The following is a 25,304-nucleotide window of genomic DNA, read 5'->3' on the forward strand; positions in this document are numbered from 1 at the left end:
GAGCAAGGGATCCCAACGCAAGCAGCGGCGGAGCGGGCGCGGCTGCGCATCTTCGGTTCCAAGCCAGGGGCCTACGGGGCCGGCCTACAGGGGCTGATCGAGGCGCAAAACTGGGAAACAGAAGCGGATCTGGCCCGCGCCTACCTCAACTGGAGCAGCTACGCCTACCGGGCCGATGGCGAGGGAGAGCCGGCCCCCGAAGCCCTGCGGCGGCAATTGGCCCACCTGCAAATTGTGCTCCACAACCAAGACAACCGCGAGCACGACCTGCTGGACTCCGATGACTACTACCAGTTTCAAGGGGGGATGGTGGCGGCAGTGCGAACGCTCCAGGGCCGCAACCCGCGGATTTACTTCGGGGATCACGCCCGTCCCCACAACCCTAAGATCCGCACCCTGGCCGAAGAAATTGACCGCGTCTATCGCGCCCGCGTGATCAACCCCAAGTGGATTGCCGGCGTGATGCGCCACGGCTACAAGGGCGCCTTCGAGATGGCTGCCACCCTGGACTACCTCTTTGCCTACGACGTCACCACCCATGCTGTGCCGGATTTCATGTACGCCGGCCTGGCCCGCGCCTACCTATTGGATCCCCAAGTCCAGCAGTTCCTGCGATCCCGCAACCCCTGGGCGCTGCGGGACATGAGCGAGCGGCTGCTGGAAGCCCACCAGCGGGGCTACTGGCAAGAGCAGGCCCTGGAATTGCTGCCTCAGATCGAAGCCCTGATGCTGGAGATGGAAGCCTACCTGGAATCCCGCTCTCCCGTGGCGAGAGAAGGTTAAGTTCTGCTAAGATTTTTTCATCCAAACCAGTTGTGGAGGGATCCCAGGCCATGAGCAAATCTGAGCTGTTGCGAGAGATTCTGGGGCCACTGTTGGAGGACTACCGCTACTGGTTTGAGCGTTCTCGCCGCTTTTTGCAGGAAGAGACCCTGGAATTTATCAGCCCAGAAGAGCAGCAGTCCTTGCTGGAAGAGGTTTTGGCTGCCCAGGCGGAGCTACAGGTAGCCAAAGCGCTTTATCAGGCCTCTGATCAAGAGGTTGGCATCGACCCTGGGCTGATGGCAAAATGGCATCGCCTGCTGATGAAATGTGCCGAATTGGGCCGTCGATTTCGCCAGATTCACCCCTCCCCCGACCTGTAATGCTGCAGATTCTCTACCTCATCGCTTTTGTGGCCATTGCCTTTTTGGCCCTGCGCAACTTGGTTACCAATGTCATCACACTGGGCGTGGAAGAGCGCAAGGCCTCTCCTCGTCGTGCCCGCAAGCGGATCCCTCACCCAGAGCTGCTGGATGAAGATGGCAACCTCACCGAGGAGCCTCTACTGGTGATTCGCTCGGCCAGCTTGGAAGAAGCTCGCAGCCGTTTGGAAGATCTCTATTCCGGCTCGCCGGACGAAGATTAGGGGAGTTTCTTGGGCTTTCTCTCCTGGGCGTGGCTGCACTAGCCTGGGAAGGTACTGCGCGCGATTTGCCCGAGCGTCTGGTGGGCGAGTCAACGGAGATGGGATCCGACTTCAACGTGGAATCGGTGCTGGAGGCGGTGCTCGGCAAGCTGAAGGTTTTGGCGGAAACGGGACAAACCTTTGGTCAGCCGATCACTATTGGTGAGACGATTATTGTCCCTTACATGTCCTTGCATTTTGGCTTGGGTGGGGGAGGGGGTAACTTTGGAAAGACTGCTCCTGGCTGTCGCGGCAACGGCGGGGATCCGGCCAGTCTGTTCGGGGGAGCGGGGGGCGGGGTGCGCATCGAGCCAGTTGGCTTTCTGGTGATCCGAGGCGAGCGAGTGGAGCTGCTGACCACCGTCCAGAAGCCCGACCAGTGGAACCAACTCAGCGAGACTCTGGTGCCCCTGTTGCAGCAGTGGCTGCAAAATCGTGCCGGCAACTCCTGAAGGGACTAGCCGCGAATGGAGAGGCGGGATCCCTGGGGAGAGGGTTGTACCTCAATGCGGCGGGGGAAAGCATCCTGCAGGCTGGGGATGTGGGTGATCACCAAGATGCAGGCAAAGTCGGGGGCGATGGCGTTGATGGCGGCCAGCAGTTGGGCGCGTCCGGTGGCATCCTGGGATCCAAACCCCTCGTCGATGAGCAGCGTTTGCAGATCGGATCCCGAGCGCTGGGTGAGCAGGCGGGACAGGGCCAGGCGAATGGCGAAGTTGATGCGGAAGGCTTCTCCGCCGGAGTAGGTCTCGTAGGGGCGGGTGCCGTGGGGATCGGCAATGAGAATGTCGAGGGTGTCATAGGGACTCCGTCCCGCTACGGAGGACAGCTTGGCCGGTGAGCAATAGCGTCGCCCGGAGCGCTGGGTAACCAATTGCAGGTGCAGGCGGTGTTGGGTAAGGCGGGCCAGGATCTGGTTGGCCTGGGCTTCCAGCTCGGGCAGGACATTTTCGACGATCAGGGCAGGGATGCCGTTGCGGCCGTAGGCATTGGCCAGCTCTTGGTACACCTGCTGCTGGCGGCGGGCCTGTTGCAGTTGCTGTTCCAGCTCGGCCTGTTCCGCCTGCTGTTGAACCGCCTGTTGTAGCCGTTGTTGGGCGGCCCCTATCTGAGACAGCACCTCATCCAGCCGCCGGCGGCGCTCCTGCAGGGTTTGGCGGATCCCTTCCAGCTGAGCAGGCAAAACCTCGGGATGCTCCGCCAGTTGTTGCTGAAGCCGTTCCAACTCTTGGGTGGCCTGGGCAAAGTGCTGGCGGCTTTCCTGTAGGCGTTGGGATAAGGCTTGGGTGCGGGCTGCCACCTCCGGCAGTTCCTGGCGGGCCACCTGTAGGGCTTGCAGGCGCACCGGCCAGAGTTGCGCTTGGGCCAGTTCGGCTTTCACCTGCTGGTGCAGGGATCCATCGTAGCCCAGGTGGTTTAACGCCTGTTCCACCTGAGCCAACCGCTCCGCCAGGGGAGAATCCGATCGCGCTAGCGGGCCGGAGTCCTTGGATACCGCCTGTTGCAGGGTTTCCAGTTGTGCCTGTAGGGAGGCGATTTGCTCGCAGAGGCGAGAGCGGCGCTCTTGGGCCTTGCGGAGTTCTTGAGAGCGGCCCAGGGCCCAGCGCCAGCGCTCCAGTTCTCCTCGTTGTAAGGCGTGCTCGCGCTCGTCATAGCCCAGTTGGTGCAGGGCCTGCTGGATCTGCTGGAGCTGTTGCCGAGCTTCTTGAGCGTAAGCTTCCCGGTCAAGGATTTCCCTCAACTCTGCCGCCTCTGCTTGCCAGAGCTGGATTTGCCGACAGCGCTCCTGCTCGGCTTCCCACTGCTGTTGCAATCGCCCTTGAAGGTGCAGGCGCTCATCCCAAGTGGCCAGTTCTTGGCTAAGACGGCGGTATTCTTCTTGCAAGAGTTCGATCTCCCGGTCGGCCACCGCCAGTTGTTCGCGGATAACAAACAGTTCGCCGGCAATTTCCTCTTGACGCTCGCGGTGTTTTTTCAGCACCACATCCCGCAGGCGCGGGCTGAGGGGACGGGCGCAGAGGGGGCAAGTCCAGTTGCGACGGCGTTGCGGAGCCATAAAGCCGGATCCCTGCGGCTCTGGTGTTGGCGTTGCGGGGGATGACTCGGCAGGTTGACCGGCGGAAGATAGGGCCAGGGATCCCTCCTCTTGTTCTGCTGCCTCCTCGACAAGGGCCGTCACCCTCGCCAAAGTGGGGATGGGGCGGCGCTCTCCCTGATCTCGTTCGCTGCGCGGAGCACTTTGAGCGGAAAACACCTCTTGACCTTCCTCCCAGGTGGTCACCAACAGGCGGCAGCGTTCTTCTTCCTGTTGCCACTGTTGCTGGAGAACCCGCTGGCGTTCCTGGAGCTTTTGCACGAACAGCCGCCGTTCTTGGACTTTTTCCAACACCCGCTGCTGGTAGAGACGCCGTCGCTCCAGCTCTGCCAAGGCGGCCTCTCCTTCGGCGATTTTCTGCTCCAGTTGCTGCTGCTGTTGGGCTAGAGTTTCCTGGCTTTGCAGTTGCTGGCTGAGAAGCTGAACGCGGGCTTGCAGGCGTTCCCGCTCGCGGCGGATTTGCTCTTGCCAATGCTGTTGCTGCTGGAGAAGGACGGCGGCTTGAGCTTGGGCTTGGTTCAGGGCCTGGAGACGCTCTTGAGCTTGCTGGTAGTGGCGCAGGCCGATTTCGATGCGCTCCTGTTCTGCCAGCAATTGGGCATCGGCTTGGGCCTGGGCTTGGCAGGTGGCCAACTCCTGTTGCAGCCGTTGCATCTTGCGCAGTTGCTGCTGTTGCTGCTCTGCTTGCTGGGCTTGCAGCTTTTGGCGTTCTTGGAGCAGATGCTGCTGTTGCTCGAAGAGGTGGTGGAGATGGCGATCTTGGGCCATCAGGGCTTGGTAGCGTTCGTAACCCGCCAGGATGTCTTCACTCTGGGCGATCAGCTCTTCCAACTGGAGCAGGTGCTGTCGCTGGGCACGCCACTGTTGCTCGGTGTGCTGTAGGTTGGTGCCGAGCTTTTGCAAGTGTTGGGTAAGGTGTTGGTGGCGCTCCTGCAGGATGCAGCGATGTTCGTAGAGGCGCTCTAGGGCTTGCAATTCCTGCTGTTGCTGGGCTAGGAGCTGCTGCAGATGAGTTTGCCGTTGTTGGAGTCGCTCCAGCTCGGCTTGGATTTGGCCAACGTGGGCCTGTTGTTGGTTGAGCTGCTGCAGGCGCTCTTGGAGCAGATCGGCTTTGAGTTTGGCACTGCGCGCCTGTTCCCGGCAGCGGTCGGCCAGCAAATCGTACTGCCCCAACTTGAGCATGTCGGCCAAGATCTGCTTGCGCTCGCCGGGACGCTTCAGAGTGAAGGCATCTGCTTGTCCTTGTCGCAGATAGGCGGAGTGAATAAAGGTCTCGTAGTCGAGGCTGAGCTGACTTTGAATGGCCTGTTGGGTGGCGCGCATGCCGCGGCGGGTCAAGCTACGCCAGCGAGGTTGGCCGTCGGTTTCTCCGGTTTGAATTTGCCACTCCAGGGATCCCTCGCCCGATAGATGACGGCTGCGCAGGATGCGGTAGGTTTGTCCTCGGGAGCGGTAGATCACCTCTACCCAGGCTTCGCTGGCCCCCTTGCGGATGAGATCGCTGTCATTGCTAGCCCGGCTTTGCCCCCAAAGGCCCCAGGTGAGGGCATCGAGCAGGGCAGACTTGCCTGCCCCATTGGGGCCACAAATGCAGGCAGTATGGATCCCACGCAGATCCAAAACGGCATGAGCATAACAGAGAAAATTGTGCAAGGTTAGGCGAACCGGGATCACGGAAAACTCTGAGGGGCTCTGGTTGCCAGAAAAAATGGGGTTGAATTATTTAATCCAGAGTATCGCGATAGCGGTGCGGAGCATCTTGAAGTTCTTGGCAGGATCCCAAGTCTTACCTACTTTTTGGGGTCGCGTTGGTGGCGCAGAGCGCTTGGGAGATGCCCCTACTTTTGGGAATAAGCTGCTGGCCTGGGATCCGGTCGCAGCAGCCGCTGACACAGTTGGGCAATCTGGGTGGGGCTAGCCCCATCCAGCCAGCGGTGAAAGGCTTGGGATTCCTGAAGGCGGCCCATCAGCAGCGTGGGGATCTGCTCCGGGCCGTCCAGTTCCGCCAGCCATTGCCGGGGAAAGCCGGTTACTGCAGCCAGATCCTCGGGATCCCGTCGGCCTGCTTGCCACAGCGCTTGCAGTTGGGCAATCTGCTGGGGGATCTGCTCCCAGCGGTGGCCAGAAGCAGTCAGGATCAGCGTTTGCGGCTGTGCCTGTTGCAGCAGTTGGGCCAAGTCCGCCGGTAGCCAGGGCCAGCGGGCCAGCACCAGCTTTGCCCCTTTTGGTGGTGGAACAAGGTTCTCGGCCTCCTGCCCGTCGTAACAGATGGCCCCTTTCAGCGAATCCGGCAGGGGTTTCTGCCGAAAATCTTGGATCTCTATGGGGGGAGCAGAAAGGGTGGGTGCCTGCCACTCTCCCGAAGGGCGCACTGCCAGCACCTTGCCCTGCCAAGGCTGTTTGCCCCGGTCATCCGCTTCCAACTGGAGGGCGATGTCCAAAGCTTGGCATTTTTGCCAGCGCTCCAGCTCTTCTCCGGCCTGCCAAAACCACAGGGTACGGGATCCCGGCGAGCCTTGGAGTTCAAACTTGAGGTGGCGGCCATTGCGGGAGACTCCCAGGTTGGAGCTATTGGGACGGAAGTTCATCAAGGCAACGACGGGGTTGGGATTGCCGTGCCCAAAGGGCTGCAGAAGCTGCAATTGCCGATACACCTCATCCAGCTCTGCCACCCCATCCCGATCCTGAGAGACCAGTAGCTCCCAGTCGAGGATAATCTCCACCGCCAAGGCGCGAGCCTGCTGATCCGGGCTAACCCGCGCGGCCAGCTCCCGCTGCAACGCCAGTTGCACAGCGGCCAGGCAAGCCAGATCCACTTGGATCCCGGCTGCCATAGGGTGTCCGCCTCCCCGCCGCAAGAGGGGGCGCACGGCCTCGATGGCCTCCACCAGGTTCACCCCTGGCAGGGAACGACCCGACCCATGGCCCAGCCCTGTGGCTTCGTCTTTGGCAATCAACACCGTCGGGCAGCGGTACTGCTCCACCAAGCGCGCCGCCGCGATCCCCAGAACCCCTGGGTTCCAGCCGGCTTCCGCCAGAACAATGGCTCCTTCCCGGGTCAGATCCAAGCTCTCTACCTGTTGGCTGGCCTCTTGGATCACTTGCTGGGTGAGCTGCCGGCGCTCTTCGTCAAGGGCAACAAACCGTTGCACCAGCGCCTGGGCCCGCTCTGGATCGGAGGTGGTCAGCAGCTCCACTGCTAAGCTGGCGTCTTCCAAGCGGCCAATGACGTTCAACTTGGGGGCGATGCGAAAAGCAATATCCTGGGTTGTCGGCGACCTCTGGAGCTGGCCGTTGCTAACCTGGGCCAGCAGAGCTCGCAACCCCGGGCGCTGCGTACTGGCCAGCACCGGCAGGCCCCGCTGCACCAAGTAGCGGCACTCCCGCTGCAACACCGCCACATCGGCCACAATTCCCACCGCCACCAGATCCAGGTGCTGCTCGACACCAGGGATCCCTAGGGCTTGGTAGAGCGCCTCCGCCAACTTGTAGGCCACTCCCACCCCCGGCAAGAAGCGTAGCGGATGTTCAGCCGGCAATCGCAAGGGGTTGACCACCGCATAGGCAGCGGGCAAGGGATCCGGCAGCATGTGGTGATCCGTCACGATCACGTCCACCCCCTGGGCTTGGGCCATGGCAATTTCGGCAGCATTGCCCACCCCGCAATCCACCGTCAGGATCACTTGGCAGCCCTGGGCCAGCACCTGCTGTAGCCGTTGAGGATTGAGCCCGTACCCCTCGGTGCTGCGCAGCGGTATGGAGAACTGGACTCGGAAGCCCAAGGGTTGTAACGCCGAGAGCAGGAGACTGGTACTGGTGACACCATCGCAGTCAAAGTCCCCCCAAATGCACAGGGTCTCTTCCCTTTCCCGCGCCTGTAGCAGCCGTGCCACCGCCCGCTCCAGATCCGGCAGGGATCCCGACGGTGTGGGGGAATAGTGTTCGGGATCCGCGAAGGCCTGCGCCTGCTCCCAGGTGTGCAGACCCCGCAGGGCCATCACCTTGGCCGCATACTTGCCGTATTCCCGGCTCAGCTCCAGATTGAACTGGGGGGGAGTGGGCAGCAGCTCCCAGCGGTGCGGAGTATCTTCGCGCCAGCCGTAATCCATGCAAGCTAGGCCGACCCCTTGGCCGACAAGAGTAGAACTTCTCAGGAGCCTATCAAAAACGGCCCAGGGGGGAAATGGATCCTAGAGGAAAGGGCTGGGGATGATGGGCTACCTTGAACCCTACTGGCAGCAGTGAGAAGCCACACAGCAGGCGGAAGGGTGCTCGTGATTGTGGGTGGCACAGGCTTCGCTGCAGTAGAGTTGACCTTCGTAGCGATAGCCTTGGCTGCTCTCGAAGCTGCAGTTGCAGTGTTCACAGGCGCAACGGACAAGGGTGCTGGCAGACATGATTTTCTCTCCTTCCCTTCTTTCTCGTTTTTTCCTAGGGATCCTCTTGTCGAAGATCCGCGTCTCTACACCCTAGCGGTTGCTCGGCAACGATGCTGAAACAAGAATCAGACTCATTTGCGTCTGTAGCCATTCCAAATCACGGCAACACTCCCCTCTCCCTTTGGAACAGAGGCTGGGGGTGAGAGCCCGGGAAACCCTCTCAGATGGATTTGACCGGTCTGCGCGCCCCTTTCATAGCCCTACCTGTCCTCAGTTCCCAATAGGTGCTCGCCAGATCCGGCTGAGGTTAAGAGAATCCCATAGCCCCCCAGCCCATCATTGACTATGATGCGGGCGTGAGGTGTGAATAAGTACCTAAACGATGGCAACCCAACGCATTTGCTTTGCTCAAGTCTCAGATGTCCACCTGATGCCCGAGACAGGGTGCCGCTGTTGGTGGATGTCGGATTCCCCTCGCCGCCAGTTGGAAGCAGCCGTTGCCCATCTCAACCAGGTGCCGGATCTGCACTTCGTGGTGTTTACCGGAGATTTGGTGGATCAAGCGGATCCGGAGAGCTTTCAATCTTTCCAGGAGATTGTTGCCCAACTGCGGGTGCCCTATTACCTCAGCCTGGGCAACCACGATATCGACACCCTGAGGAGAAAGGGACGCTTTAACCGAGATCAGTTTATCCGTTGGTGCCAAAGCCAATTTCCCCTGTCCCTGGCTCCCACTGGTTACGTCGATTACAGCCTTTCCCCTCTGCCCGGGATCCGCTTGATTGCCCTCGACGCCAGCCTGGGACGCTTCCCTTTGCCTCAGGGCGTGCTCCGCCCCTCCCAACTGCACTGGCTGGGCGAACATCTGCAAACGGTGCCGGAAGAATGGCTGATCCTGCTGATCCATCAGCCGCCCTTCATTGCTCCCACTCAAATGGACGCGGTTTTGTTTCGCAAGTACCGGCTCCTCAGCGAACCAGCCTCGGCGCTACACGCTCTCTTGGCCCGTCACGGACGGGTGGTGGCGGTGCTGAGTGGCCACCTGCATGTGCCGAAGGTGTATGTCCGCGATGGGATCCCCTACCTGACAGCACCTCCTCTGGTGGGGCCGGTTTCGGCTCTGCGGGTGTTTGAGCTGGAGGTGAACCCACGGCGAGGGGTGTTGCGCTACCACTGGGTTAAGTTGCCGGCATTGGATCCCAGCCCCCTCTGGCACGGCTTGGTGATGGGGATCCGACGGGATCGCTGGGGACAAATCCCTCTCCGGGCCAAGGGATCCCGCTCTCTCCCTCTGCCCGCTGCCGCCTGGTAATCAAAACCCCTAAAGCTTGACCGAATTAGTGTAGATTAAAAAAAGCAAAAATCGTCGAGTTCGGTGTCTTCCCCCTATGACAGCAAGCCTTTCTCCTTCTAGCCGCTGGGAGCTGGCGGCTCAAGCGCTGCGGGAGCAGTATCAACCTCAAGTGGCGTCCCTGAGCGAACGGTTTGAGCCTTTGTCGGCAAGCGACCTGCTCACCTGGGCGGTTGAAGAATTTGGAGATGGGCTGGTGCTGGCCTGTAGCTTTGGCCCGGAAGACCTAGTGCTGATCGATCTGCTCACGGCGATTAACCCCCGTGTTCGCGCTTTTTTTCTGGACACCGATTTTCACTTCCCGGAAACCCTACAACTGCGGGAGCAGGTGTTGGCGCGCTACCCCCACTTGCAACTGCAGATCTTCAAGCCCTTGCTTACCCCGGAAGAGCAGGCAGCTCAATACGGGCCAGAACTGTATCGCTCTAACCCCGACCTCTGCTGCAACATCCGCAAGGTGGAGCCCTTGAATCGTGCTCTGGCCGGTTGCACCACTTGGATTACAGGGATGCGTCGGGAACAATCCCCCACCCGCGCCGATATCGGCAAGGTGCAGTGGGATGGCAAGCGCAACCGCCTCAAACTCAACCCGCTGGCTGACTGGACAAATGGCCAAGTTTGGAAATACATCCTTGACCACGGGATCCCTTACAATCCCCTGCACGATCGCCACTACCCCAGCATCGGCTGCATCCACTGCACTGCACCTGTTGAGCCAGGGGCGGATCCCCGCTCTGGACGCTGGAAGGGCACAAGCAAGACCGAATGTGGCCTGCATACCTAACCCATGACTGCTTCCTCCATCCTTGAGGTGGCTCAGTTTGAAATTACCCCCGGCTCTGAAGCCGCCTTTGAAGCCGCCATCGCTCAAGCTTTCATCTATTTGCAGCAGACCGACGGCTACCAAGGGCACCAACTGCAGCGCTGTCTGGAGCACCCTCAGCAATACCTGCTGCTCGTTCAGTGGGGATCCCTAGAGGCCCATCTGGTCAACTTTCGCCAATCGGAAAACTTTGTCCGCTGGCGTGCCCTCATCGAACCCTACTTTGCTCGCCCACCCCAGGTGTTGCACTACCAGTTGCTGACCGGATCCCCTTTTTGATTTGAAATAGGGCACCTGTCCACTCTCCACCTAGGTTGACCCCAATGGGACAGGTTAAGATGTGATATTATTTGTTTCCGGCCTTCAGGCAGATGCACAGCGGCATCGCTCGTAGGGGCTGTTAACTCAGTGGTAGAGTACCACCTTGACACGGTGGGAGCCGCTGGTTCAATTCCAGCACAGCCCATGTCCTTGACAGAAGCTCACAAGACTCTGCTCTGGGAGCGGGTTACCGTGCTGGGCCGAGCCTTACCCTGCAGGTCTTGCGAAACTGGGGATCCCTCACCGCCACGGATTCTACTGGTAGATATGGGCCGCTTTTAGCATGTGGTAGGTGATCAGCAATTGAGTCAAAGCCAGGGGATAGCTCTGGAGCAGCTCGCCGGTGGTGCCGATCAATTGGCCGATGTTGGGGTTTCCCTCTAAGCTACAGAACTTGCCCAGGTAAGGGATTTCGTTGCAGAGCATCCGCTCCAATTCGATCACTTGGCTGGCCGTAGCATGGGCATCAATCTGCAAAACATCGACGGGCTTGCCCATATCCCGATCCAAATCCAAACGAATGGCAGAGCTAAGGTGATTGTCGCGGGCATTGAGGATTTGCCAAAAATCTGGGTGAGGAATGGTGGGGCGCAGCACCAAGCGTGCATTCAGCAATACCTCGTCTTGGTCGGATCCCTCTTGGGGCGGGTAAAAGGTGACCACTACATCGGCCCATTGGCGCTGTGGACGAATAAAAGCCTCTGAGTCGGGTTCGCGCTTTTTGAGCTCTTCTCGCACTTGCTCTTCGGTATATCCGCGCTTGCGGGTGTCCCGCTTAATCTTCCAAAGGGCTCGTAAATGTTCTGGGGGAGCCAAATAAACCTTGACATCGTAGCTATCCCGCATACCACGGGTAAAGTAGCCCAGCAGCCCTTCGACAATCACGTATTTGTTGGGCTTGACATACTCTGGCGGGTCAAAGGTGCCGGTGCTGTGGTTGTAGACGGGCTTTAGGATCGGCTGGCCGGTGCGCAAGAGCGTCAGGTGCTGCTGAACGATATCCAGGTAGTTGCAGTCGGGATGGAGGGCTGTAATCCCCAGTTCAGCGCGTTGCTTGCGGTCGTAGCGGTGGTAGTCGTCGGTGCAAATGACAGTGACGTTTTCTTCCCCCAAGACTTGGGCAATGCCACGGGTAAGGGTGGTCTTCCCAGCAGCACTATCGCCAACAATACCCAGAATAATCGGGCGCTGAGCCACGGATCCCTCTCCTGAATCGTGAACCTGGGGCAGAGAACTCCCAACAACACCGGCCAAACTCAACTTCGTTTCGACCTGCGGATGGCCCCGATCAGAGATGCGGATGGCCCCGATCAGAGAACAGGGATTGTCGGTCAGCAAACGAAGTTAAGCAAGCATTATCCGCTCTGGAGGGTATTGGGGCAAGCAAATGTTACAGTTCTTTCCAGCCATACCCACTCCAAGCCGGGGTAGGTATGCCCTTTGCCTGACAGGGATCCGCACCCAACTCCAGAAATCCCTACCGCAAGACTTAAAGATTGAATGTCCACAGCACCCCGACGTAAGGCCAGAGCGCTCTCACTCCATTGGCTAGGAACCCGGTTGCACCGGCATTGTAGAGCAACATGTTGAACTCATCCACAGGCAACTCGCAAATTGCCCTGGATCCCTATACTGGAGTAGGAGCACTGGAAGGCATCAAAGCAGCAAGGGTAGCATTAGGTCAGACCGCTAGAGGGGGAAGCAACCGATGGGATTGTTCGATCGGGTCAGCCGAATCATTAGATCCAATATCAATGCGCTGGTCAGCAGCGCCGAGGATCCGGAGAAAATCCTGAACCAGACCATTCAGGACATGTCTGAGGATCACTACCAGATGCGGCAAGCGGTTGCCCAGGCCATTGCTGCCCAGAAGCGAATAGAGCGGCAGTATGAGCAAGCACAGCAGAGTGTTGATGAGTGGCAAAGACGCGCCGAGTTGGCCCTGCGCAACAACAACGAAGCTTTGGCTCGGGAAGCGCTGGTGCGCAAGAAAACCTTTGCCGAGACTGCCCAAAGCCTGAAGCGGCAGTTGGATGAGCAGACTAAGCAGGTGGAGATCCTGAAGTCCAACATGACCAAGCTGGAGAGCAAGATCGCTGAGGCCAAGACCAAAAAGGACATGCTCATCGCTCGCGCCCGCGCCGCCAAGGCTTCCCAGCAAATCAATCAGGTTATCGGGCGGGTGGACGCCACAAGCGCCTTTGCCGCTTTTGAGCGCATGGAGGAGAAGGTGAACTCCCTGGAGGCCCAGTCGGCGGCAGTAGCCGAGCTGGCGGTAGACAATTTGGAAAACCAGTTTGCCGCTTTGGAGGCGGGTGGCTCGGATGTAGATCACGAGCTGCTGATGCTCAAGGCGTCGATCCAGGGTCAGTTGCCCTCTGGAGGGTCAAAGTCCTCAGGCCAACCTTCCACCGCAAGTGAGAGCGAGGTCGATCTGGAGTTGGAAAATTTGCGCAAGGAGATTGACCAGCTCTAACAGGCGGAATGTCGCTCTCCTCCGACTCTCAAGGCTCGCCGGGCTGAGTTTGGGCCGGGGGGTGGTAAGCTAACCAACAAGAACTCTGACAGCCCTTCTGCCGACCAGCAGGGCAAAGTCTGTCAGTAAAGCGTTCCACCTCGAGTGGCAGGGATCCCCAGAGGGTAATCAACCTGCGAAAGGGTCACAGCCTGCTTCCGGCAGGGCTGAGGTTAGTTTGCCTACGGTTTTGTGAGAGAACAAACAGCGATGACAACAGCAAGTATCAAGCCTCTCTTGGATGCCAAGCAACTGTTGCAGGCTTATGCGTCTGGCCAACGGGATTTTTCGGGCTCCAACCTGAGTGGAGCGCAGTTGAGTGGCGCGAATTTGAAGGGCATTATCCTACGGGATGCCGACTTGAGTGGGGCCGATTTGCGCGAGGCGGATTTGTCGGGAGCAGATCTCTCGGGAGCCGACCTGCGCGGAGCCAAGCTGCGACGGGTGAACCTGATTGGGGCTAAGTTGGTGAAGGCAGATTTGCGGGGGGCCAACCTCTACCGGGCCAAATTGCTCAGGGCCGACCTCAGCGAGGCCGAGCTGAACCGAGCCGATCTGCGGATTGGGGCCGATCTGCGCGGAGCCATCATCACCAACACCCATTTTCGCGGTGCCCTCTACGACGAGTACACCAAGTTCCCGGATGGCTTTAACCCTACGGAGATGGGCATGTAGCTGGGGCTTCGCTCAGGGGATCAGGTTCTGCCACAGTTGGGCCATGCCTTCGGCAGCCGCCACAAAGGATGGATTGTGCAGGTCGGGCTTGTTGTAGCGCAAGGGATCCCCTGCCAGATCGGTAACCCTTCCCCCCGCCTGCTCCACAATGCACTGGGCAGCGGCAGTATCCCACTCCAGGGTGGGGCCGAAGCGAGGGTAGAGATGGGCAGATCCTTCGGCCACAAGGCAAAGCTTTAGGGCACTGCCCACAGACTTCACTTCCAGAGAGCCACAGCGCTGCCGCAGCCGCTCGAGGAACTGCTCCGTCTCCGGGTTGCTGTGGGAACGGCTGGCCACCACTTGTAGGGGTTCTTGGGCGTAAGGGCAGGTGCGGATGGGCTGTTCGTGAACGCAGGACGGAGTCCTTTCCCTCTTGCAGGCCCCCAGCTTTTGCGCAGCCGCGTAGGTGAGGCCCAGAGCTGGGGCATGGACGACCCCCAGGATGGGGATCCCTTCCTCGATGAGAGCAATATTCACCGTAAACTGGCCGTTGCGCCCGATAAACTCTCGGGTGCCATCCAAGGGATCCACCAGCCAGAAGTGCCGCCACACCTGCCGCTGGGCGTAGGGGATCCCGCCCGATTCTTCCGAGAGCACCGGGATCCCTGGGGTCAACTCTTGCAGGCCCTGCAGGATCAGGTGGTGGGCAGCCAGATCCGCCTCAGTTAGGGGGGAGGCATCTGCTTTGAGTTGGATCGGCAGCGATTTTTGCCGATAGAAGGGCAAGATGGCCTGCCCTGCTGCTTCTGCCAGGCGGCACACCTCAGGCAGGAGAGCGGCCAGATCTTGAGCCTGCACGGATCCCTCCCCAAGCTAGAAACGCACCGGAATGGCATGGGCGGCCAAGTCGGCTTTGATTTGGGCAATCGTTAACTGGCCGTAGTGCAACAGAGAAGCCAACAGCGCTGCTTCTGCTCCCGCTTCCTGCAGAGCTTGGCGGATATGAGCACACTCCCCTGCTCCTCCTGAGGCGATCACCGGCACCGACACCGCATCCACCACCCGCCGGGTTAGCTCGAGGTCATAGCCGGCCTGGGTGCCATCGGCGTCCATGCTGGTGAGCAAGATCTCCCCTGCCCCCCGTTCGGCCACGGTTTTGGCCCACTCCACCGCGTCCAGGCCCGTCGGCTGCCTCCCCCCGCGCACGTATACCTCCCATCCCCCTCCCTGCGGCTTGGCGCGAGCATCAATGGCCACCACAATGCACTGGGATCCAAACCAGCGGCTGGCTTGAGTCACCAAATCCGGATCCCTGACCGCTGCCGAGTTGAGGCTGACCTTGTCCGCCCCGGCCCGCAGCAGTTGTCGGATCCCCTCCAGATCGCGGATCCCTCCTCCCACCGTGAGGGGAATGAACACCTGCTCTGCGGTGCGCCGCACCACTTCCAACAAAATCTCCCGCTCTTCGTGGGTGGCGGTGATGTCCAAAAAGACCAGCTCATCGGCCCCCGCCTGATCGTAAGCCTGGGCCAGCTCTACCGGATCCCCGGCATCCCGCAAGTGCACAAACTGGATCCCTTTCACCACGCGCCCCGCCGCCACATCCAGACAGGGAATGATCCGTTTGGCCAACATCGCTCTCTCCCGAGGACTCCATCCCGTTGACGCGAACAGAGGGGAACACCTGGGGATGGTCTTAGCCGAAGCTGATGACCAGGAAGGGTTCTTGAAACTTGGCCCCGGTCACCTGCCGACCCGCCAAGCTGGGGGGCAAGAACAAGTTGCGCCGCTGATCCCCGGCGGTAATGGTCAGCTCCGGGCCTGACTGGCTCAGCTCGATTTGGGCCTTGCTGAAGCCGGGAATAAACAGCTTGACTGTACGGGCTCCCTCGTCGATGGCCACGGGCGGCGGCACATCCGGCACGGCGAACATCCCCCCCACCGCTGCTTCCAAAGCCGACCAATCGGATCCCTGACGCAGGGGGAGTGTTCGTAGTGTCAGCGGGAAAAAATCGGCGGCCGAGACCTCTCCCGGAGCCAGAGGGGTAACCCAGAGGCCACCCACCGTCAGCCCTACCATCTGAGCGCTCCCCCAAAGGTAACGGGCGGTTTGCACGGCCATCGGGTCTGGGGTGGTCACCAGGTGGGCCAGCACACGGCGCGGATCGGCAATGGCCTGTCGTCCCTGCTCCAAGAGGTTAGTCATGCCCCCCAACCGCTCCGGCAGATCCTCCAGAGAGGAAAACTCCACAGTGCTCACCGAACGCAGCAACGGCTCGGCAAAGGGTCGCAGGGTTTTGGCCAAGTCGGATCCCAAAAAAGCTTGGGAGGCTCGCCGCCAGTACCAACTGGCCACCTCCGGGATCCCAAAGGCCCGCAAGGTGGTCAGATCCCCTGGCCCATCGTAGAGAATGCAGTCGTATTGGCCGCTGGCATCGTAACGGCGCAGAGCTTCCAGGGCCAGGGCCTGATCCATGCCCGGCAACACCCCCAGTTCCTGGCCGTAGATCTCCCGGAAAAAGGGGGTGCGCACGTATCGGGCTTCCAGCTCTTTGGCCGCCGTCCAGAACTGCTCCAGCAGCTGGGTTGTCCGCAACTGCACCACGCTCAAGTTGGCAGCAATGGTCACCGGCTCGCCGGAAAGCGGGATCCCGCCCAAAAGCATTTCCAGCCCCGGCCCCGCCTGATGGCCCACCAACAGCACCCGCCGCCCCTGCTGGGCTGCGGCCCGAGCTGCCGCCACGGCCAAGGTGCTCCGACCTGTGCCCCCCTTGCCCAGAAAGGTGAGAATTTGGCTCATTCCCGCTCCTCCCGATTCCGCTCTCCCGCCTCTCCGTAGATATCGATGTACAGAGATTGACCTGCCAACTGAGCTGCGGCCATCATCACCTGTCGAATCGCTTGCAGGGTGCGCCCGCCCCGCCCGAATACCCGCCCCCGATCCTTCGGGTCAAAGGCCAGCCGCAGCCATACCTTTCGCCCGCCACAGGTGGTTTCCACATCCATTTGAAGAGAGGCGCTGCTGAGCAGCGGTTCGATCAAAAGATGGGCGAGAGCCTTGTAGTCTGGCATAGAGAGCTAGACGACAGGAGGGAACAACTGGCCAAGCCAAGCTTAGCCGACCCTAGGCCTCAACCGCTTCCTCAACCTGAGGCTTTTCAACTTCAGCTTCTGGAGGACTTAATTCTGCCGCTGGTGTCTCGGTGGCAGCTTCGCTCAATTCAGACTCGGGAACATCGGCGACCTCAGCCTCGGCCACGGATTCTGTTGCAGGGGCCTCTTCTGCCGCCTCAGGGATCCCAGCTTCAGGCTTGGCCATGGCCAGGATGCGAATCGAGGCAACCACTCCGCCTTCCCCTGCTTTCAACATCTCGTAGATGCCGGCCTTTTTGAGGAGACTGTCCACGGTCTCTGTGGGCTGAGCGCCACAACGCAACCACTTCAGCAAGCCTGCCGTTTGCAAAACCGTCTCCTTGGTGCGCGGGTTATAGTAACCCAGTTCCTCTAGCGGACGGGCTTCACGGCGGCTTTTACTTTCAATGGCGATGATGCGATAGCTGGGTTGCCGCTTTTTTCCGTAGCGCTTGAGCCGCAATTTGACCATGGGGTATCCACTCCTTGGGGGACGCTCCGCAAGCTGTAAAGATCCAAAAAATCCAAAAAAGAGTTCGCCTAGACCCGCCAAGCCTGCTGAAGCTCCAGAGCCTCGCTCCGAGCCTTTGGCGTTTGGCCGGTAGACACAGGCTTTTTATTTTAAGCGATTTTCTGCTTGACTGGAACTTGACTGGAAAATGTCCGACCCCGGTTTGGAAGGCAACCTTCATGGCAGAGTTGAAGAGAAAACCCTACACTCAGCAGCAACTCCCATGATCAACTACGCCGATTTGACAGACGAGCAGCGCCAGCTCTACCTCAAGGCCCTGATCGCGGTGGCCCGAGTAGATGGCCAGTTGGACGAAGAAGAAACCTCTTTCTTCATGCAAATCGCAGAAGGGGTAGGCATCGAAGCGCCACTGGCCCAAACCTATCTGGCCGATGAAGCAGGTGCACCTTTGGATATCAGCGGGATCCCGCCCATGCGCAATGCGGCAGGGGCCTTGATCCTGCGGGATTTGGCAGCAATGGCGGTGGTGAACAGCCAGCTGGTGGAAAAAGAAGAGGAGCTAATTTTCGAGATCGGCAAAGCCATGCAGTTCAGCGCTGAGGAGATCAACGAGTTTATCGACTGGGCCTTCATGGGACTGCAGTGGCAACTCAAAAGCGCATCTCTGCTGGAGCGCTATACCCAGCCCTCCCCCCAACCTTCTGAATGACCTGGGGTACTAGGCAGCATCACAACGGCCAGCCCCCGCTGCAGATATTGACAGCCCCGCTTGGCGTTCCCCTGAGCCAAGCAAGGGGAGACTTTCATCAAGTTAAATCTGGCCATTGAGACTTAGCCGATAAAGCGATCCAGAGCCCGCTGCAACTCCTCCAGCTCCACTTCGATATTGCCGGTCTCGATGGCATGGCGGATGCAGTGGCGAATGTGATCGTCCAAAATTAGCCGCGCCACCCGATCCAGCGCTCCCTTGACGGCGGCAATTTGCAGCAGCACATCTGGACAGGGCTGATCCTGCTCGATCATGGAGCGGATCCCACGCACATGCCCTTCGATGCGAGCCAAGCGGTTGGTCAACTTGCGCCGAGACTGGGGATCATGATGGTGAGGCTGGGCCCGCCCAGACAGCGGCGGCTTTTCCAGCGCCAGCTCCCACTCCTCCTCCCAATCGGGTTCTGAAGGGAGCGGTGGAACGGAATGAGATCGAAGTGGGGGGACGGGATCCGACATAAAAAGGGCAAAGGACTGCCTGCATGATACCGCTTGGTTTTCCCCGAGAACGATGGGGTACTCTACAATAGAAAAAGATGTGAAATTTTGTAAAACCTCTCATACTTTGGCTCCATGACCTCTGTGCTCTCCCCCTTTGGCCCTGTAGAAGCGGATCTGGAGCGTTTACGCCAGAACCTGACGCGGTTGGTCAGTGCCAAGCACCCCATTCTGGCCATGGCTGCCGAACATCTGTTTTCGGCGGGGGGGAAAGGGATCCGGCCAGCCATCGTGCTCCTCATTGCCCGCGCCACCACCCCAGATGGAGAGATCACTCCCCGTCATTGGCGCTTGGCAGAGATCACCGAGATGATCCACACGGCCAGCCTGGTTCACGACGATGTCATCGACGCTGCCGACGTGCGACGGGGCATCGATACGGTGAATACCCTCTTCGACAATCGGATAGCCGTGCTGGCGGGGGATTACCTCTTCGGCCAAGCTGCTTGGTACTTGGCCAATCTGGACAACCTGGAGGTAGTGAAGCTCCTTTCCAAAGTAATCATGGATTTGCCGGAGGGAGAGGTGCGCCAGAGCCTCACCCGCTTCGACCCGGATGTGTCGATGGAAGACTACCTGGCCAAGAGCTTCTACAAAACGGCCTCCCTCATGTCCGGCAGTTCCAAGGCTGCTGGCCTGCTGAGCGGGGTTAGCGAGGAAGTGGCGGATCGCCTGTTCGATTTTGGGCGGGATCTGGGCATTGCTTTTCAGATTGTCGACGATCTGCTGGATTTCACCGCTTCGGCAGAGACGCTTGGCAAGCCTGTGGGATCCGACCTCATCCAGGGCAACCTCACTGCACCCGTTCTGTTTGCCCTAGAGGAATTTCCCCAGATGCGAGAGCTCATTCTCAGGGAGCTGTCCAACCCGCAAGACCTGAAGCAGGCCCTGGAGTGGGTGTATCAAAGCGAAGGGATCCCACGCTCTCGTCAGTTGGCCCGCGACTACGCCCAGCGGGCTGCCGAAGCGCTGTATAGCCTGCCGGACTCTGCGGCGCGTCGTGCTTTGTTTCAGATGGTGGACTATGTGCTGGAGCGGCTGCACTGAGCAGTCCCGACAGGGTCAAGCTGGCTTTCTACCGGGCTGTGTTGCCCAACACTTGGGCCTCTGGAAGAAGCTCAGGATATTTTGGCGGGGCGAAAAAGTGTAGGCGATTTGGGGGCCAAAAGCGAAAAATGGTGTTGCCGATGATGTTTTCTTCCGGCAAGAAACCCCACACATGGGAGTCTTGGCTGTCGTTGCGGTTATCCCCCATCACAAAATAGGAGCGGGGAGGAACCACGAATTCGGATCCCTGATTGGGAACTCCAGGACAGCGCTCGCCAGGGCAAGAATAGTCGGGGGGGGCATAGATGTAGTCTTCCCGCAGCGGGATCCCGTTGATGATGACCTCACCGTTGGCGATGCGAATGCGATCTCCCGGCAGGCCGATCACCCGCTTGATGTAGGCCCCGTCGAAGTTCAGTTTGGCGGGAGGGTTGAAAACAATAATATCGCCTCGTCTGGGCGAACCAAAGCGGTAGCTGACCTTTTCCACCACCAGCCGATCCCCTTCTTCCAGAGTGGGCAGCATCGAATCGGAGGGGATCCAACGCGCCTCTGCCACAAAGGTGCGAATGCCGAAGGCCAGCAACAGAGCCAGCACCACCGTCAGAAGGTTTTCCCGTTGCGCCTGCCACCAGCTGCGGGATCCCGAGCTGGCAGGGGTTTCCCCTGATGGCGACTGGGGCTTGGGCAGAGGAGTTGGATCTTTTGACGGCATGGAAGCTAACGAACAAGACTTCACGATCTCAAGATTACCGCACCCAATCCAGGGCAGCAGAATGGGAGGCCCTCCCATTAAACCCCTGCCGGAGAGACGAATAGCCGGCAATAGCATAGGATGGGTATTCTGGTGTACCGTACTCGCGACTGTTAGCCCCTATGACGATTTCAACAGAAGAGCGCCTAGAGCGAGTCGAGCGCCTGGTCGAGGCCAATAGCCAAGCAATAGCTCGTCTCACCCAACAACAAGAGGAAGTTTTGAGGCGGATCGATCGGCTCTCAGGGGATAGCGAAAAACTCTCGGAGCGGATTGAAAAGCTCTCGGAGCGGATTGAAAAGCTCTCGGGCGATGTCGAAAAGCTCTCGGGCGATGTCGAAAAGCTCTCAGGTGATGTCGAAAAGCTCACTTTTAAGTTCGACACCTCACAAACCATCGGGGAACGGCTGGAACGTCTAGCCACCAGCCTGATTGCCGGTGCCACCATCAGCATCATTGCCGGAGTGATTTTGGTGCTGCTGCGGGAGGGATCCCGTTGAAGGGATGTTGCTCGGGGCTGGTTTTGGGGGGTCAACTGCCGGAATTGAGTTTTTCCCAGTCCTGCTGGTGGATGGCGATCATCTGGGCTTGGGCTTGAATAGCTGCCAACACCTCCGTCATCAGGGGCCAGTCGCTCCGCGGCGGACTGGGGTACTGCTTAAGCTTGTCAACTGTGTTGCTGAGAGCACTTTGCAATTGTTGCAGCAGTTGATAGGTCTGTTGGGCCAAAGCTAGGGTCTCAGAGACGCGGAGGTTATTCTGGCCTTGTTGATATTTCTGGAGAGCTTCCCCTCGCAGGATGCTCAAGATGGCCCCTTCTCTAGAGGCGGCAGTCTGGCCACTTTTGGAGCGCTGCGGTATGACGCGCAACTGCAACACCAGTGGCTCCCCCCGGTACATCCGCTCCACCTCTGCCTGCTGCGGCTCCCCGATCAACTCCGGATCCAGCGCCATCATCCGCTTCATGGCGGTGATCAACTTCGCTCGTATGGACTCGGAGAGATCTTTGAACAGATCCCGCAAAATCCCCTGCTGGCGGTAGCGCACTCGACAAGAAGGCCCCTCTTGAGGCTCCACGAAAATTTGCTCGGCTTTCTCATCCAAAGCCCGCCGCAGCATCGAGTTGAGCAACTGCTGTACCGTCTCTTCCGATTCGTCGGCGGGTACGGGCGGAGCGGTTGGTCGGGCGGACGGAGGCTGGGTTGGAGTCAACTGCGTGGGGGGCCCCGCCGCAGGAGCAGGAACCTCCCGAGTCACCCGGTTGGCTTGGGCCTGGAGGCGCAGCCGCTCCACCTCTGCCGGGTCGGGGGGATGGCTGAAGTAGTAGGCAATTAAATCCTGCTGCTGCTGAGCGGTGAGAGGGATTGGCTGGACGGAAATCTGGGAATAGGCCAGCATTTTGCTCACATAGTCCAACGCCGCCAAATCCTGGGGATCCACCATGCCCAAGATGAGGCTGTCGGTATCCAGGGCCAAGGGGACGACTTGGTAGTAAATGCAGATCTCCACCGGCAAGTACTGGGCAATTAAGGCCGGCACTCGCGCCCGGTCAACAATGGAGTGTTGTCCCACCGCCAGAGAGGCATCTGGATCAGTCATGGCAAGCCCGGAGTGGATCCCGCACAGGCGAGACGTCGCTACCTGATCATAGAGTAAAGCCTACACCCTCGCGGCCTGAGGCCCATGGCATCCTGGCTCATCTGACCGGCGTAAATTGAATAATGTAATACTAGGGGTATTCTCCTCTACACCCAAAGCAGTAAAGCCTTGTTAAGTCTTGGAGTTAACATCGACCACATTGCCACCCTTCGACAGGCACGCCGCACGGTGGAGCCAGATCCGGTAGCGGCAGCGGTGATTGCCGAGCTGGCGGGGGCAGATGGCATTACGGTGCACTTGCGCGAGGATCGCCGTCACATTCAAGATCGGGATGTGCGGCTGTTGCGGCAAACTGTGCGCACCCACCTCAACCTGGAGATGGCAGCCACCGAGGAGATGGTGGCGATTGCCCTGGAGATTAAGCCTGACTACGTCACTTTGGTTCCTGAGCGGCGGGAGGAAATCACCACCGAAGGTGGGTTGGATGTGGCGGGGCAGGTGTCGCGCCTCAGGGATGTGGTCGGCCAACTGCAGGGATCCGGCATTCCCGTCAGCTTGTTTATCGACCCAGATCCGACCCAAATTGCCGCTGCTGCCCAAGTGGGAGCCCGCTGGGTGGAGCTCCACACGGGGCGCTACGCAGAAGCCTCATCCGCAGCTCAGCGGCAGGTGGAACTTGACCACCTGGAAAAGGCCAGCCAACAGGCCCTTCAACTGGGCTTGCGGGTGAATGCGGGACATGGTCTTACCTACTGGAATGTCGGCCCGGTGGCGCGGATTCCGGGAATGGAGGAGCTGAACATTGGCCACAGCATTATCAGTCGAGCGGTGCTGGTGGGGCTGGATCGGGCGGTGCGAGAGATGCGTCAGGCGATGGGACTAAGCTGAGGAGCAGGCCCGGCATGAACTCGGAATACTACGGCTACGAAAACTACGTTCTGGATCAGGCGGAGATTGAGCGCCTGTTGGATCTGCTGCCAGCCAGTATGCGGGAGAGTGTGAAGATCTTGCCCGCCTCGGAACGGCAAACGGTGGTGATCAAAGGCCGTCGGCAAATGCCCTGGGAACGGCAGATGCGGCTGTTCATCAAGCCCTACGAGTGGCGGCAATTTACCCCCCTGCAGCGGGCGGGGCTGTTCCTGCACAAGGTGGGCTACTACAGTCGGGCGGTGTCGCGGCAGATCGACTTTTACCTGGCCATAGCAGCTCTGGGGGGGTTGAGCTTGATCTTCGAGGCCGTACAACAGGATCCCGTGGGAGCAACCGTTTCGGGTGGTTTGAGTGGCTTGGTCCTCTGGCAGTTGCGCCGCGACCAAACCAATGACCGTCGTCTGTTGGCTGCTGACGCCTATGCGGTGGATCGCCTGGTGTTGCGCGGGATCCCGCGGCTGCAGGCGGTGGAGGCCCTAGGGCAGGCGCTGCATGTGGAGGCCCGTCTGGAGGGGCGCTCGGGCAATGATCTGCTGGACATGTTGCGCTACCAAAACCTCAAGCGGCTGGCCCAGCGTCCGGCGGAAGACATTGTGTTGAGCTAATCCCGGGTAGAGATGCTTTCTCCCTCGCGGCTGGGATCCCAGGCGGGCCGGTGGGGCCGCCATCTGCTGCAAGTGGCGGTGACCGATTCCACCAATCGGCTGCTCTTGGACTGGGGCCGTCGGTTCCCACAGCCGCTGCCAGTGGGCACAGTTTTGGTCAGCACCCGCCAACGGGCTGGGCAAGGTCAACATGGGCGGGTGTGGCACTCGCAGCCGGGGGGACTATACCTGTCCGTTTGGCTGGGATCCCCGCCCTTGCATCACTCGCTGCTGGAACTGACCCTGGCCTTGGGCTGGGGCATTGCGGGCCGTTTACGGCAAAACCTTGGGATCCCGCTGCGGCTGAAATGGCCCAACGATTTGGTGGTGGTGGACGAGCAGCGCCCGGATTCTCTGCTCAAGCTGGGGGGGATCCTGGTGCAAAGCCGCTTTGGGGGGAGCGGGCAACTGCTGGGGTTGGTGGCCGGTGTGGGGGTGAATGTCAACAACCCCGTTCCCATTGGGGCAATCACCTTAGCCCAAATTTTGGGATCCCCTCCGCACCGCTCACTCGACCGCACCGAGATTGCCGGCTGGGTTCTGCAGGGGATGGAGCAGGGATTCCACGTCTGGTTGCAAGGGGGATTTGCCCCCGTTCGCTCAGAGTACGAAGCCTGGATGGTCAAGCCGCAAGTCCAACGGCTCGAAAGGGGGACTAGCCTCACGATCTTGGGCCTTGCCGAGGATGGAAGGGTGCGAGTACAAACACAAGGGGAGCGACATCTGCAACAGCAGCAATCCATCCGGACGCTTACACCCGACCAAGTTCGCTTGAGCTATCACATGCCGGCGGGCGATAGCCTGTAATTTCTCTTGTGTTTTTTATGTGGCCTGTGTTGAACTCGGTGATGAAGCTTTTGGTTATGGCAGCGCGCCTTTTCTCCCCCCGAGCTTGGCGGCTGCGCTTTTGGCTGAAGCTGGGGCTGGCTCTGCTCTGGTTTTATCCCACTGCTCTGCTGGCCCAAACCCAACCAACCCCTTTGCCCCCGCCGCCCATGGTGGAACCGGCCCTAGACACGCCTGGGGCAGCAGCCCTGCTGCTGGATGGAGCCATTCCCCTGGGAGAGGGCAGCCCTGCGACCCTTGAGGCAGAAACCCGCCCAGAGACGGTAGTGGGCCGCGAGATCGTGATTGAGCCCCAGAAGAACCATGACCTGGTTCCCCATGCTCAGCCTGAAGGTGGGGTGCCGGTGGTGCTGATGGAACGCAGCTCCGGTCGCCGCATCATTCTCGCCCCCGGCCAAGAGATTCGCATCGAGGATCCCAGCCAGCCCCAAGCTCCTGAACCGCAAACGCCAAGGTTGCCTGAACTGGCGGCAGGTGACGAACGACTGCTCTACCCCCTACCTCACCCGGTGCCGATTACTTCTGGATTTGGCATGCGAATTCACCCCATCCGCGGAGAGCCGGAGTTTCATGCTGGAGTGGATTTGGGGGCCAGCATGGGCACGCCGATCTTGGCCTCTTTAAGCGGCAAGGTGGTCACTTCGGGATCCCTGGGGGGTCTGGGGATCACCGTTGTGCTGGAGCATGCCGGCGGTCGGCGCACTCGCTATGGCCACATGTCCGAAGTTGCTGTAACACCGGGGGAAGTGGTAGAGCGGGGATCCGTCATCGGCTATGTGGGGGCGACCGGAGCGGTAACTGGGCCGCACCTCCACTTTGAGCTGTGGAAGCGGGCGGTGGGGCAAGGGTGGGTGGTTCTGGACGCCACAGATGATCTGAAGGTTGCTGTTGCCCAGCTGCCGGGTTAGCCAGAGCCGGCTTGGGTTAGCATAGGTGGGCGGGCTCCAACTGGAATGCTGGCGCAGGTAACCAGTTGGGTCATGCAGGTTTTGCGGACGTGGCGGAACGGCAGACGCGCTAGACTTA

At 59.9% G+C, this 25,304-nt stretch carries 28 protein-coding genes and 1 tRNA gene; 17 read left to right on the plus strand and 12 right to left on the minus strand.

Going from position 1 to position 25,304, the window contains the following annotated elements; genetic code table 11:
• From NW856_RS02735 to NW856_RS02750, 4 genes are all read left to right on the plus strand, one after another.
• Positions 1 to 783, plus strand: a 783-nt coding sequence (locus tag NW856_RS02735; protein ID WP_414398974.1) for a cobaltochelatase subunit CobN, incomplete at its 5' end; no start/stop codon positions are given.
• Between the two features lie 50 nt (positions 784 to 833).
• Entirely contained in the window at positions 834 to 1,145 is a 312-nt protein-coding gene (locus NW856_RS02740; RefSeq protein ID WP_414398975.1) for a DUF2605 domain-containing protein, read from the plus strand.
• The gene (locus tag NW856_RS02745; protein ID WP_414344596.1) at positions 1,145 to 1,408 is read left to right on the plus strand and encodes a DUF2973 domain-containing protein; all 264 of its coding nucleotides are present in this window, start codon (positions 1,145 to 1,147) and stop codon (positions 1,406 to 1,408) included. The genes NW856_RS02740 and NW856_RS02745 overlap by 1 nt, the downstream gene beginning before the upstream one ends.
• Positions 1,409 to 1,488: 80 nt before the next feature.
• The gene (locus NW856_RS02750) at positions 1,489 to 1,899 is read left to right on the plus strand and encodes a GerW family sporulation protein (RefSeq protein ID WP_414352065.1); all 411 of its coding nucleotides are present in this window, start codon (positions 1,489 to 1,491) and stop codon (positions 1,897 to 1,899) included.
• 5 nt (positions 1,900 to 1,904) lie between these two features.
• Here NW856_RS02750 and NW856_RS02755 read toward each other — a convergent pair whose 3' ends face one another.
• The 3 genes from NW856_RS02755 to NW856_RS02765 form a co-directional block, all read right to left on the minus strand.
• Positions 1,905 to 5,216, minus strand: a complete 3,312-nt coding sequence (locus NW856_RS02755; RefSeq protein ID WP_414398977.1) for an AAA family ATPase — start codon at positions 5,214 to 5,216, stop codon at positions 1,905 to 1,907.
• A gap of 164 nt (positions 5,217 to 5,380) precedes the next feature.
• Positions 5,381 to 7,651 carry a single-stranded-DNA-specific exonuclease RecJ gene (recJ, locus tag NW856_RS02760; protein ID WP_414398979.1) on the minus strand — a complete coding sequence of 757 codons (2,271 nt, stop codon included), beginning with the start codon at positions 7,649 to 7,651 and terminating at the stop codon, positions 5,381 to 5,383.
• Between the two features lie 120 nt (positions 7,652 to 7,771).
• On the minus strand, positions 7,772 to 7,939 hold the full coding sequence (locus tag NW856_RS02765) for a hypothetical protein (RefSeq protein WP_083757636.1): 168 nt from the start codon (positions 7,937 to 7,939) through the stop codon (positions 7,772 to 7,774).
• 364 nt (positions 7,940 to 8,303) lie between these two features.
• Between NW856_RS02765 and NW856_RS02770 the strand changes: the two genes are divergently transcribed.
• The 4 genes from NW856_RS02770 (at position 8,304) to NW856_RS02785 (ending at position 10,561) form a co-directional block, all read left to right on the plus strand.
• Complete coding sequence (locus NW856_RS02770) at positions 8,304 to 9,233, plus strand: metallophosphoesterase family protein (RefSeq protein WP_011432093.1); 930 nt, start codon at positions 8,304 to 8,306, stop codon at positions 9,231 to 9,233.
• Between the two features lie 76 nt (positions 9,234 to 9,309).
• Positions 9,310 to 10,056 (plus strand): phosphoadenylyl-sulfate reductase, encoded by a 747-nt coding sequence (locus tag NW856_RS02775; protein ID WP_414398981.1) that lies wholly within the window; start codon positions 9,310 to 9,312, stop codon positions 10,054 to 10,056.
• Between the two features lie 3 nt (positions 10,057 to 10,059).
• Entirely contained in the window at positions 10,060 to 10,374 is a 315-nt protein-coding gene (locus NW856_RS02780; RefSeq protein WP_011432095.1) for an antibiotic biosynthesis monooxygenase family protein, read from the plus strand.
• Positions 10,375 to 10,489: 115 nt separating this feature from the next.
• Positions 10,490 to 10,561, plus strand: a tRNA-Val gene (locus tag NW856_RS02785).
• Positions 10,562 to 10,671: 110 nt separating this feature from the next.
• Here NW856_RS02785 and NW856_RS02790 read toward each other — a convergent pair.
• Positions 10,672 to 11,613: a phosphoribulokinase gene (locus NW856_RS02790; protein ID WP_011432096.1), complete on the minus strand. Its 942-nt coding sequence runs from the start codon at positions 11,611 to 11,613 to the stop codon at positions 10,672 to 10,674.
• 511 nt (positions 11,614 to 12,124) lie between these two features.
• On the opposite strand from NW856_RS02790, the gene NW856_RS02795 reads away from it, so the two are divergent.
• A complete protein-coding gene (locus NW856_RS02795) occupies positions 12,125 to 12,892 on the plus strand; it encodes a PspA/IM30 family protein (RefSeq protein WP_011432097.1) in 768 nt (255 codons plus the stop codon).
• 249 nt (positions 12,893 to 13,141) lie between these two features.
• Positions 13,142 to 13,606 (plus strand): pentapeptide repeat-containing protein, encoded by a 465-nt coding sequence (locus tag NW856_RS02800; protein ID WP_011432098.1) that lies wholly within the window; start codon positions 13,142 to 13,144, stop codon positions 13,604 to 13,606.
• Between the two features lie 12 nt (positions 13,607 to 13,618).
• Here the strand turns inward: NW856_RS02800 and cysQ are convergent, their stop codons facing one another.
• From cysQ to rpsP, 5 genes are all read right to left on the minus strand, one after another.
• Positions 13,619 to 14,446: a 3'(2'),5'-bisphosphate nucleotidase CysQ gene (gene cysQ, locus NW856_RS02805; RefSeq protein ID WP_414398983.1), complete on the minus strand. Its 828-nt coding sequence runs from the start codon at positions 14,444 to 14,446 to the stop codon at positions 13,619 to 13,621.
• A gap of 15 nt (positions 14,447 to 14,461) precedes the next feature.
• Complete coding sequence (gene hisF / locus NW856_RS02810) at positions 14,462 to 15,223, minus strand: imidazole glycerol phosphate synthase subunit HisF (RefSeq protein WP_414398984.1); 762 nt, start codon at positions 15,221 to 15,223, stop codon at positions 14,462 to 14,464.
• Between the two features lie 61 nt (positions 15,224 to 15,284).
• Positions 15,285 to 16,388, minus strand: coding sequence for an ArsA family ATPase (locus NW856_RS02815; protein ID WP_414398986.1), 1,104 nt, complete (start codon positions 16,386 to 16,388; stop codon positions 15,285 to 15,287).
• On the minus strand, positions 16,385 to 16,660 hold the full coding sequence (locus NW856_RS02820; protein ID WP_011432102.1) for a KH domain-containing protein: 276 nt from the start codon (positions 16,658 to 16,660) through the stop codon (positions 16,385 to 16,387). The genes NW856_RS02815 and NW856_RS02820 overlap by 4 nt, the downstream gene beginning before the upstream one ends.
• Before the next feature lie 52 nt (positions 16,661 to 16,712).
• The gene (gene rpsP, locus NW856_RS02825; RefSeq protein WP_414398988.1) at positions 16,713 to 17,192 is read right to left on the minus strand and encodes a 30S ribosomal protein S16; all 480 of its coding nucleotides are present in this window, start codon (positions 17,190 to 17,192) and stop codon (positions 16,713 to 16,715) included.
• 262 nt (positions 17,193 to 17,454) lie between these two features.
• Between rpsP and NW856_RS02830 the strand changes: the two genes are divergently transcribed.
• Entirely contained in the window at positions 17,455 to 17,901 is a 447-nt protein-coding gene (locus NW856_RS02830) for a TerB family tellurite resistance protein (protein WP_414350341.1), read from the plus strand.
• Positions 17,902 to 18,023: 122 nt separating this feature from the next.
• Here the strand turns inward: NW856_RS02830 and NW856_RS02835 are convergent, their stop codons facing one another.
• Positions 18,024 to 18,419, minus strand: coding sequence for a metal-sensing transcriptional repressor (locus NW856_RS02835; protein ID WP_414341707.1), 396 nt, complete (start codon positions 18,417 to 18,419; stop codon positions 18,024 to 18,026).
• Between the two features lie 114 nt (positions 18,420 to 18,533).
• Here NW856_RS02835 and sds point away from each other — a divergent pair, with 114 nt between their 5' ends.
• A complete protein-coding gene (sds, locus tag NW856_RS02840; RefSeq protein ID WP_041436149.1) occupies positions 18,534 to 19,505 on the plus strand; it encodes a solanesyl diphosphate synthase in 972 nt (323 codons plus the stop codon).
• Positions 19,506 to 19,533: 28 nt separating this feature from the next.
• Here the strand turns inward: sds and lepB are convergent, their stop codons facing one another.
• Entirely contained in the window at positions 19,534 to 20,220 is a 687-nt protein-coding gene (lepB, locus tag NW856_RS02845; RefSeq protein ID WP_414341706.1) for a signal peptidase I, read from the minus strand.
• Between the two features lie 161 nt (positions 20,221 to 20,381).
• Between lepB and NW856_RS02850 the strand changes: the two genes are divergently transcribed.
• Positions 20,382 to 20,759: a hypothetical protein gene (locus NW856_RS02850; protein WP_414398990.1), complete on the plus strand. Its 378-nt coding sequence runs from the start codon at positions 20,382 to 20,384 to the stop codon at positions 20,757 to 20,759.
• A 31-nt stretch (positions 20,760 to 20,790) separates the two neighbouring features.
• Here NW856_RS02850 and NW856_RS02855 read toward each other — a convergent pair whose 3' ends face one another.
• A complete protein-coding gene (locus NW856_RS02855; RefSeq protein WP_414398991.1) occupies positions 20,791 to 21,858 on the minus strand; it encodes a hypothetical protein in 1,068 nt (355 codons plus the stop codon).
• Positions 21,859 to 22,026: 168 nt separating this feature from the next.
• Here NW856_RS02855 and NW856_RS02860 point away from each other — a divergent pair, with 168 nt between their 5' ends.
• The 4 genes from NW856_RS02860 to NW856_RS02875 are packed head-to-tail and all read left to right on the plus strand — an operon-like array spanning position 22,027 to position 25,186.
• Complete coding sequence (locus tag NW856_RS02860; protein WP_414383724.1) at positions 22,027 to 22,746, plus strand: pyridoxine 5'-phosphate synthase; 720 nt, start codon at positions 22,027 to 22,029, stop codon at positions 22,744 to 22,746.
• A 14-nt stretch (positions 22,747 to 22,760) separates the two neighbouring features.
• Positions 22,761 to 23,393 carry a DUF3318 domain-containing protein gene (locus NW856_RS02865; protein WP_414398993.1) on the plus strand — a complete coding sequence of 211 codons (633 nt, stop codon included), beginning with the start codon at positions 22,761 to 22,763 and terminating at the stop codon, positions 23,391 to 23,393.
• A gap of 12 nt (positions 23,394 to 23,405) precedes the next feature.
• Entirely contained in the window at positions 23,406 to 24,239 is an 834-nt protein-coding gene (locus NW856_RS02870) for a biotin--[acetyl-CoA-carboxylase] ligase (RefSeq protein WP_414398994.1), read from the plus strand.
• Positions 24,240 to 24,256: 17 nt separating this feature from the next.
• Complete coding sequence (locus NW856_RS02875) at positions 24,257 to 25,186, plus strand: M23 family metallopeptidase (protein ID WP_414398996.1); 930 nt, start codon at positions 24,257 to 24,259, stop codon at positions 25,184 to 25,186.
• Positions 25,187 to 25,304 lie beyond the last annotated feature (118 nt).

Origin of the sequence: Synechococcus sp. R3-13 (genome assembly GCF_047462195.1) — a bacterium.
Lineage (GTDB): Bacteria > Cyanobacteriota > Cyanobacteriia > Thermostichales > Thermostichaceae > Thermostichus.

Excerpts from the sequence above, each read along its gene's own strand:
- NW856_RS02740 (WP_414398975.1), top strand. The coding sequence starts at position 834 with ATGAGCAAATCTGAGCTGTTGCGAGAGATTCTGGGGCCACTGTTGGAG.
- NW856_RS02745 (WP_414344596.1), top strand. The coding sequence starts at position 1,145 with ATGCTGCAGATTCTCTACCTCATCGCTTTTGTGGCCATTGCCTTTTTG.
- recJ (WP_414398979.1), bottom strand. The coding sequence starts at position 7,651 with ATGGATTACGGCTGGCGCGAAGATACTCCGCACCGCTGGGAGCTGCTG.
- NW856_RS02765 (WP_083757636.1), bottom strand. The coding sequence starts at position 7,939 with ATGTCTGCCAGCACCCTTGTCCGTTGCGCCTGTGAACACTGCAACTGC.
- NW856_RS02770 (WP_011432093.1), top strand. The coding sequence starts at position 8,304 with ATGGCAACCCAACGCATTTGCTTTGCTCAAGTCTCAGATGTCCACCTG.
- NW856_RS02775 (WP_414398981.1), top strand. The coding sequence starts at position 9,310 with ATGACAGCAAGCCTTTCTCCTTCTAGCCGCTGGGAGCTGGCGGCTCAA.
- NW856_RS02780 (WP_011432095.1), top strand. The coding sequence starts at position 10,060 with ATGACTGCTTCCTCCATCCTTGAGGTGGCTCAGTTTGAAATTACCCCC.
- NW856_RS02795 (WP_011432097.1), top strand. The coding sequence starts at position 12,125 with ATGGGATTGTTCGATCGGGTCAGCCGAATCATTAGATCCAATATCAAT.
- NW856_RS02800 (WP_011432098.1), top strand. The coding sequence starts at position 13,142 with ATGACAACAGCAAGTATCAAGCCTCTCTTGGATGCCAAGCAACTGTTG.
- hisF (WP_414398984.1), bottom strand. The coding sequence starts at position 15,223 with ATGTTGGCCAAACGGATCATTCCCTGTCTGGATGTGGCGGCGGGGCGC.
- NW856_RS02815 (WP_414398986.1), bottom strand. The coding sequence starts at position 16,388 with ATGAGCCAAATTCTCACCTTTCTGGGCAAGGGGGGCACAGGTCGGAGC.
- NW856_RS02820 (WP_011432102.1), bottom strand. The coding sequence starts at position 16,660 with ATGCCAGACTACAAGGCTCTCGCCCATCTTTTGATCGAACCGCTGCTC.
- rpsP (WP_414398988.1), bottom strand. The coding sequence starts at position 17,192 with ATGGTCAAATTGCGGCTCAAGCGCTACGGAAAAAAGCGGCAACCCAGC.
- NW856_RS02830 (WP_414350341.1), top strand. The coding sequence starts at position 17,455 with ATGATCAACTACGCCGATTTGACAGACGAGCAGCGCCAGCTCTACCTC.
- NW856_RS02835 (WP_414341707.1), bottom strand. The coding sequence starts at position 18,419 with ATGTCGGATCCCGTCCCCCCACTTCGATCTCATTCCGTTCCACCGCTC.
- sds (WP_041436149.1), top strand. The coding sequence starts at position 18,534 with ATGACCTCTGTGCTCTCCCCCTTTGGCCCTGTAGAAGCGGATCTGGAG.
- lepB (WP_414341706.1), bottom strand. The coding sequence starts at position 20,220 with ATGCCGTCAAAAGATCCAACTCCTCTGCCCAAGCCCCAGTCGCCATCA.
- NW856_RS02850 (WP_414398990.1), top strand. The coding sequence starts at position 20,382 with ATGACGATTTCAACAGAAGAGCGCCTAGAGCGAGTCGAGCGCCTGGTC.
- NW856_RS02855 (WP_414398991.1), bottom strand. The coding sequence starts at position 21,858 with ATGACTGATCCAGATGCCTCTCTGGCGGTGGGACAACACTCCATTGTT.
- NW856_RS02865 (WP_414398993.1), top strand. The coding sequence starts at position 22,761 with ATGAACTCGGAATACTACGGCTACGAAAACTACGTTCTGGATCAGGCG.
- NW856_RS02870 (WP_414398994.1), top strand. The coding sequence starts at position 23,406 with ATGCTTTCTCCCTCGCGGCTGGGATCCCAGGCGGGCCGGTGGGGCCGC.
- NW856_RS02875 (WP_414398996.1), top strand. The coding sequence starts at position 24,257 with ATGTGGCCTGTGTTGAACTCGGTGATGAAGCTTTTGGTTATGGCAGCG.